This window comes from Rhodococcus sp. NPDC057014 (assembly GCF_042673295.1).
Lineage (GTDB): Bacteria > Actinomycetota > Actinomycetes > Mycobacteriales > Mycobacteriaceae > Rhodococcus_F.
Genome location: NZ_JBHUSF010000365.1, coordinates 1 through 8,504, shown reverse-complemented (window position 1 = coordinate 8,504; position 8,504 = coordinate 1). Strand labels below are relative to the sequence as shown.

The 8,504-nt window shown below is 71.9% G+C and carries 1 protein-coding gene; it reads left to right on the top strand.

From position 1 onward, the window contains the following. The coding region (locus tag ACFTZB_RS39545) for an amino acid adenylation domain-containing protein (RefSeq protein WP_378440475.1) at positions 1–8,504 on the top strand (8,504 nt) is incomplete at both ends.

The following is an 8,504-nucleotide window of genomic DNA, read 5'->3' as shown; positions in this document are numbered from 1 at the left end:
GTACCGGCAGGCGTGGCCGGGGAGCTGTACCTCGCGGGCCCCGCGCTCGCGCGCGGCTATCACGGCCGGCACGCCCTCACCGCGGAACGCTTCGTGGCCAACCCGTTCGGGCCGCCGGGCAGCCGGATGTACCGGACCGGCGACCTCGTGCGCTGGACGGCGGACGGGCAACTCGACTACCTCGGGCGCACCGACTTCCAGGTGAAGATCCGCGGATTCCGCATCGAACTCGGCGAGGTGGAGTCGGCGCTGCTCGCCCACGAGAACGTGGCGGCGGCAGTCGCCGACGTGCGCCGGGACGAACGGTCCGGCCGGCGGCTGATCGGGTACGTCGTCCCCGAACCCGGCGCGGCCGTCGATCCGGGCGAAGTCCTGCAGTTCGCGGGCACGCGGCTCGCGTCGTACATGGTGCCCGCCGTCGTTCTGGTGATCGCGGCGCTCCCGGTGACGGTGCACGGCAAGATCGACCGGAAGGCGCTGCCGGAACCGGATTTCGGAGTCACCGTCACCGACAGCCGGCCGCCGCGCACCGAGACGGAGGCGCTGCTCGCCGGCCTGTTCCGGGATGTGCTGGGACTCGCCTCGGTGGGCGTCGACGACTCGTTCTTCGCGCTGGGCGGCGACAGCATCATGTCGATCCAGCTGGTGGCCCGCGCGAAAGCCGCGGGTCTGATCCTCTCCCCGCGGGACGTGTTCGAGCGCCGGACCGTCGCCGGTCTCGCCGAAGTGGCCCACCACGAACGCGCCGATGCCGTGGTGCTGGAGGAACTGCCCGGCGGCGGAGTCGGCCCGGTGCCGCTGACCCCCGTCGTCGCGTGGATGCTCGACCGCAGCGGCGGCAGGCTGGAGCGGTTCTCCCAGTCGGTGCCGGTCACCGCACCCCGCGGCCTCACCCGCGAGGATCTCGCCGCCGCCGTCGACGCCGTGCTGGACCGCCACGACATGCTCCGCGCGCGACTGGCCGCCGACGACGCGGGGCGGTGGGCGATGACGGTGCTGCCCACCGGATCGGTGCGCGCCGACACGCTGATCCACCGCGTGCCGGTGACGTCGTTCGACACCGGCGACTTCGCCGCGGTCGCGAGAGCGGAACTGCACGCGGCGGCCGACCGCCTGGACCCGGCCGCGGCCAGCATGGTGCAGGTGCTCTGGTTCGACGGCCCGGACGGCCAGGGGCGTCTGCTGCTGGTCGCGCATCATCTCGTCGTCGACGGCGTGTCCTGGCGGATCCTGATCGCGGATCTCGCGGCCGCCCATTCCCGCGTCGCCGAGGGTCTGCCCGCCGCACTGCCGGCGGTCGGGACGTCGATGCGGCGATGGTCGCACGGGCTCACCGATGCCGCGCCGGCCCGGCACGCCGAAGGCGCACTGTGGCAGTCGATCCTGGACGGACCCGATCCGCTTCTCGGCTCCCGGCCGCTGGATCCGACCGTCGACGTCGACGCCACGACCGGCCGCGTCGTCGTGGACGTGCCCACCGGCGTCACCGACGCACTCCTCACCACCCTTCCCGCCGCGTTCCACGGCGCCGTCGGCGACGGCCTGCTCGCCGCCCTCGCACTGGCGATGATCCGGTGGCGGCGCCGCCGCGGGGTCGACACGTCCGACGTGCTGATCAACCTCGAGGGCCACGGCCGCGAAGACCACGTCGTGCCGGGCGCCGACCTGTCCCGCACCGTCGGATGGTTCACCACACTGTTCCCGGCGCGACTCGACCTCACCGGCATCGACGTCGACGCCGCACTCGCCGCCGACGACGCCGCCGGGGCCGCGATCAACAGCGACGACGCGGCCGGGGCCGCGATCAAGGCCGTCAAGGAACAACTCCTCGCCATTCCCGACCACGGCATCGGGTACGGCATGCTGCGGTACCTGGACCCCGGCGACTCCGCGGAACTGCGCCGATTCCAGCCGCCCCAGCTGAGTTTCAACTACCTCGGCCGGGTGGCGACGAGCGCAGGCGACGTGCCCTGGCTGCCGGTCGCGGACAGCGGGGACCTCGGCGGAACCCAGAACCACGACATGCCCGCCGCCTGGGTCGTCGATGTCAACGCCGCCACCACCGAGCGCGACGGGGCGCCGGTGCTGACGGCGACGTGGTCGTACCCCACCGGTGTGCTCGCCGCCGAGGACGTGGACGAGCTCTCCGCGCTGTGGGTGCGGGCGCTCACAGCACTCGCCGAGCACGCGAACCGGCCGGGCGCGGGCGGGCTGACCCCGTCCGACCTCGACCTGGTGTCCATCGGGCAGACCGACATCGACCGGCTGGGGCGCACCTACCCGGACCTCGCCGACATCTGGCCGCTGTCCCCGCTGCAGGCGGGTCTGCTGTTCCACGCGCAGCTGTCCGAGCATCGACTCGACGCCTATCAGGTGCAGTTGGTCCTCGACCTGCGCGGCACCGTCGACCCGGCGAGGCTGCGCCGTGCCGCGCAGGGCCTGCTCGACCGGCACGCGAATCTCCGCGTGGCGTTCGCCGACACCGGCAACGGACCGGTGCAGGTGGTACTCGATTCGGCGACCGCGCCGTGGACCGACGTCGATCTCTCAGACCTCGACGACAGCGCGTTCCTCGCCGCCGACCGCGCCGTCCCGTTCGAGATGTCCGAGGCCCCGCTGCTCCGATTCACGTTGCTGCGCACCGCACCCGACCGGTACCGGCTGGTGCTCACCCACCACCACATCCTCCTCGACGGCTGGTCGACGCCGCTGGTGATCAAGGACCTGCTCGTCCTGTACGCCACGGACGGCGACCCGACCGCACTGCCCCGCGTCACGCCCTACCGCGACTACCTGCAGTGGATCGGCAGGCAGGACCACGAACGGTCCACGGCCGCCTGGGTGTCCGCCCTCGCCGGCGCGGACGAGCCGACGTTCGTGGCGCCCGCGGCGCACGGCGAACAGTCCTTCGCCGAACCCGAGGACGTGCGCCTCGAGGTGGGCGAGGAGAAGACCCGCGCGCTGGAGTCCCTCGCACGCGAGCGTGGCCTGACGATGAACACGTTCGTTCAGGTGGCGTGGGGGCTGGTGCTGACCACGCTCGGCACCCGGGAGGACGTGACGTTCGGCGCCACCGTGTCCGGCCGTCCACCGGCGGTCGCGGGGATCGAATCGATGGTCGGGCTGTTCATCAACACGGTGCCCGTCCGGCTGCGCCTGCGCAGGGAGGAGACGCTCGCCGAACTGCTGCAGCGCTTCCAACGCGAACAATCGGCCCTGCTCGATCACCACTATCTGGGACTCACCGAGATCCAGCGCGCCGTCGGGGAGGGCGCCGCGTTCGACACGCTCACCGTGTTCGAGTCGTATCCGGTGGACCGCATGGGGCTGTCCGAAGACACCGACATCGGCGGCATGCACGTCGCCGGGATCGAGGGGATCGACTCCACCCACTATCCGTTCACCCTGATGGCGCACGTCGACACGGCACTGCACCTGCGACTGCGGTACCAGCCGAACGTCTTCGGCAGCGAGTTCGCGGAGTCGGTGGCCGCCCGCGTCGCACGTGTCGTGCAGATCCTGCTGTCCGATATCGACACCCCGCTCGCGCACCTGACGCTGTTGTCGGACGCCGAACTCGAGGAGTACACCGCGGTGTGCGGCGCCCCCGCCGGGCCGCCGAGGACGCTGCCCGAGCTCCTCACGGCCTCGGCCGGGAACCGGCCGGACGCGTCCGCGTTCGTCTTCGACGGACAGGGGACGAGCTACCGGGAACTCGACGAGCGGTCGAGCGCGCTGGCCCGCGTGCTGATCGAACGGGGTGCCGGGCCGGAGACGTTCGTGGCGCTCGGGCTGCCCCGATCACCGGAATCGGTGCCCGCGGTGTGGGCGGTCGCCAAGACCGGAGCCGCGTTCGTGCCCGTCGACCCGACCTATCCCGCCGACCGCATCGAGAACATGCTGGCCGATTCCGGTGCGGCACTAGGGGTGACGACGTCGGCGCACCGGCACCGCCTGCCCGATACCGTGCCGTGGCTGGTGCTGGACGATCCGGACTTCGAGCGCACGTGGTCCGCCGCCTCCCCGGCCCGCGTCACCGACCTGGACCGCCGGTCGGTGCTCGACGTCGACCACGCCGCCTACGCGATCTACACGTCCGGGTCCACCGGCAGGCCGAAAGGTGTCGTGGTCACCCACCGCGGTCTGGCGAACCTGCTCACCGAGCAGAGCGAGCACTACACCGTGTCGCCGGATTCCCGCTGCCTGCACATCTGCTCACCCAGTTTCGACGTGGCGATCCTCGAACTCGTCCAGTCGTGCGCGGCGGGGGCGACACTGGTGATCGCGCCCCCCGACGTCTACGGCGGCGCGGCACTCGCGGACCTGCTGCGCCGCGAACGGGTCACCCACGCCTGCATCACCCCGGCCGTGCTGGCCACCGTGGAGCGCGACGGCATCGAGCACCTCGAGGCGCTCGTCGTGGCCGGCGACGCCGTCGGCGACGAACTGGTGGCCGCGTGGGGCGTCGACCGGGCGATGTTCAACGGCTACGGCCCCACCGAGGCGACCGTCCTCACCACCTTCAGCACACCGATGACGCCGGGAGAACCGGTCACGATCGGGAGCCCCGTCCGCGGCATCGCACTGTCCGTCCTCGACGCCCGGTTGCAGCCCGTCCCGGCCGGGGTGCCCGGCGAGTTGTACATCGCGGGAACGGCTCTGGCCCGCGGATACCACCGGCGCCCGGCGCTCACCGCGGAACGGTTCGTCGCCAACCCCTACGGCCGTGGCCGGATGTACCGCACGGGCGACGTCGTGCGGTGGCGCCGCGACCACACCCTCGAGTACCTCGGGCGCAGCGACTTCCAGGTGAAGATCCGCGGCCAGCGTGTGGAACTGGGGGAGATCGATTCCGTGCTCACCACCCACCCGCACCTCGACTTCGCCGCGACGCTCGGCAGGCCGGGACCGCTGGGCGACACGGCGCTCGTGTCGTACGTCCTGCCGCACGACGGCGAGGAAGTGGCGGCGCCGGACGTGCTCGCGTTCGCGGGCCGCATCCTGCCCAAGTACATGGTGCCCGCGGCCGTGGTGGTTCTCGACGAGATCCCGTTGACCCCGGTCGGCAAACTGGACCGGAAGGCGCTGCCGGCACCGGAATTCGTGACGGCGACCCTCGGGTACCGGGCGCCCACCACTCCGGTCGAGGAGGCCGTCGCGGACGTGTTCGCCGAGGTGCTCGGCGCCCCGCGCGTCGGTGCGGACGACAGCTTCTTCGACCTCGGCGGCGACTCGCTCAGCGCCACCCGGGCGGTCGCGCGCATCAACTCCGCCCTCGACGCCGGGATCGGGGTGGCCGCACTGTTCGACGCGCCCGTGGTCGCCGACCTGGCGGTCCGGATCGATTCGGCCGCGTCGGCGAGGACGCCGTCGGTGGCCCTTGCCGCCGGGCCGCGCCCCGACCGGATACCGCTGTCGCTGGCGCAGCAGCGGATGTGGTTCGTCAACCAGTTCGACACGTCCTCGCCCGCCTACAACATCCCGATCGCCCTGCGGCTGACCGGCGCCCTCGACCGCGCCGCCCTGCACGCGGCGGTCGGCGACGTCGTGGAGCGGCACGAATCGCTGCGCACCGTGTTCCCCGGGTCGGTCGACGGACCGCACCAGGTGATCGTCGATCCCGGGCCGGCAACCCCCGGCCTCGACCCGGTGCCCGTGTCCGGTGACCGTGCACTGCGGGACGCCGTCGCGGCACTGATCGGCGCGGGTTTCGACGTGAGCGACGAGATCCCCCTCCGCGCAACGCTCTTCGCACTGGAACCCGAACAGCAGGTCCTCGCCATCGTCGTGCACCACATCGCCGCCGACGGATTCTCGATGATGCCGCTGGCCCGCGACGTCATGCTCGCCTACACCGCCCGAACCGTGGGGGAGACGCCCGGGTGGACCCCGCTGCCGGTGCAGTACGCCGACTACAGCGTGTGGCAGCGGGACGTCCTCGGCGCGGTGGACGATCCCGACTCGGTGATGTCCAGGCAGCTGGGCTACTGGACGGACACGCTGTCCGGAGCACCCGAGGTGCTGCAGATCCCGGTCGACCGGCCGCGGCCCGCCCAGCGGTCGTACCGCGGGGACGTCGTCGAGTTCGACGTGCCCGCCCGGCTGCACCGGGCGCTGAACACGATCGCGGCCCAGCACAATTCGACGCTGTTCATGGCGGTGCACGCGGCGTTCGCCGTGCTGCTGTCCCGGTTGTCGGGCACCGGCGACGTCACGATGGGGACGCCGGTCGCCGGGCGCGGGCAGGCGGCACTCGACGACGTCGTCGGCATGTTCGTCAACACCCTCGTCCTGCGGACGGTGGTGGACCCGCGGGCGTCGTTCGGTGAGGTCCTGGCCGCGGTCCGGGCCGCGGATCTCGGCGCGTTCGAGCACGCGGACATCCCGTTCGAGCGGCTCGTCGACCACCTCGCCCCCGAACGGTCCACGTCGCACACCCCGCTGTTCCAGGTGCTCATCGAATTCCGGAACGCGGAGGGCACCCACCTCGAGTTGCCGGGACTCACCGTCGACTCGCTCGACGTGGACCTCGAGGTCGCGAAGTTCGACCTGGAACTGAGCGTCGCCGAACAGGTCGACGAGGACGGCGCGCCCGCCGGACTCGCCGCCGGGTTGCGGTTCGCGACGGACGTTCTCGGCCGCGACACGGTGACCCGGTTCGGGGAACGGTTCCTGCGGGTGCTCGACTCGATCGCCGCGGCCGGAGCGCTCCCGGTGGGGGACATCGACATCCTGGACCCGGCGGAGCGGGAGTCGGTGCTGCCCGCGTTCGCCGAACCGGTCGGAGCGCACGCGACGCTGGTGGAACTCTTCGAGCGGGCCGCCGAGCGGTCCCCCGGCACGACGGCCGTCGTCTGCGAAGGTGCGTCGCTCACGTACGAAGAGCTGGACCCCCGGTCGAATCGTCTGGCGCGGTTGCTGATCGCGCGCGGCGCGGGCCCGGAGTCCCTGGTGGCCGTCGCCGCCGCGCGGTCGGTGGACCTGGTGGTGGCGCTGCTCGCGGTGGTGAAATCGGGGGCCGGCTACGTGCCCGTCGACGTCACGTACCCAGCGGAGCGGCTCGCGTACGTGTTCGCCGACGCCCGGCCGGTATGTGTGCTGACCACCGAGGCCGAATCCGGTGCGGTCCGGCCGAGCGGGATCCCGGCCGTCCTCGTCGACAGCGCGGAGACGGCGGCCGAACTGGACCACATGTCGCCGCTGCCGGTGACCGACCAGGACCGGAGCGGACCCCTGCACCCGGACGCGGTGGCGTACGTCATCTACACGTCCGGCTCGACCGGACAGCCGAAAGGCGTTCAGGTGTCGCACCGCAACGTCGCCGGCCTGTTCGCGCACACACAGCCGCTGTTCGGTTTCGACACCTCCGATGTGTGGACCATGTTCCACTCGGCGGCGTTCGACTTCTCCGTCTGGGAGTTGTGGGGTGCGCTGCTCCACGGCGGCAGGCTGGTGGTGGTCGACTACTTCACCACCCGCTCGCCCGACGCGTTCCTGCGACTGCTGCGCAACGAGAACGTCACCGTCCTGAATCAGACCCCCACCGCGTTCTACCAACTCGCCGAGGCGGACCGGGTGGCCGGCGGCACCGAACTGGCCTTGCGCGTCGTGGTGTTCGGCGGCGAGGCCCTCGACCTGGGGCAGCTCACGCGCTGGTACGCGCGACACGGAGACACCGTCCCGGCGCTGGTGAACATGTACGGCATCACCGAAACCACCGTGCACGTCAGCCACCTGCCGCTGGACGAGGAACTCGCCGCGTCCGCGTCGGCGTCCGTGATCGGCCGGGCCCTGCCCGGACTGCGCGTGCACGTGCTCGACTCCCGCCTGCACCCGGTGCCGCCGGGAGTGGTCGGGGAACTCTACGTGTCCGGCGCGCAGGTGTCCCGCGGCTATCTGGGCCGGTTCACGCTCACGTCGACCCGGTTCGTGGCCGACCCGTACACCCCCGGATCGCGGATGTACCGATCCGGCGACCTCGGCCGGTGGAACCGAGACGGTCAGCTGGACTATCTGGGCCGCAACGACTTCCAGGTTCAGGTCAAGGGTTTCCGCATCGAACTCGGCGAGGTGGAGTCGGCGCTCCTCGCCTGCGACGGCGTGGCCCAGTCGGTGGTGCTGGCGCGAAACGAGCGCCTGGTGGGCTACGTGGTGCCCGAGGCGGGCCGGGTGCTGGACCCCGCCGGGATCGTCGACACGGTCGGGGGCAGGCTGGCGGCGCACATGGTGCCCGCCGCCGTGGTGGTGCTCGACGCCCTGCCCCTCACCGTGAACGGCAAACTCGACCGCCGGGCGCTCCCCGAACCGGACTACGGCCGGCAGGTGTCGCTCGGCCGCGCACCGGCGACGGAGACGGAGCGGATCCTCGCCGGCCTGTTCGCCGAGGTCCTCGGCCTCGGCACGGTGGGCGTCGACGATTCGTTCTTCGCGGTGTCGGCGACGTACAAGCGGGTCTATTTCTCCAACCGCTTCGGCCGTCTGCTGGCACTGGACAGCCGCACCGG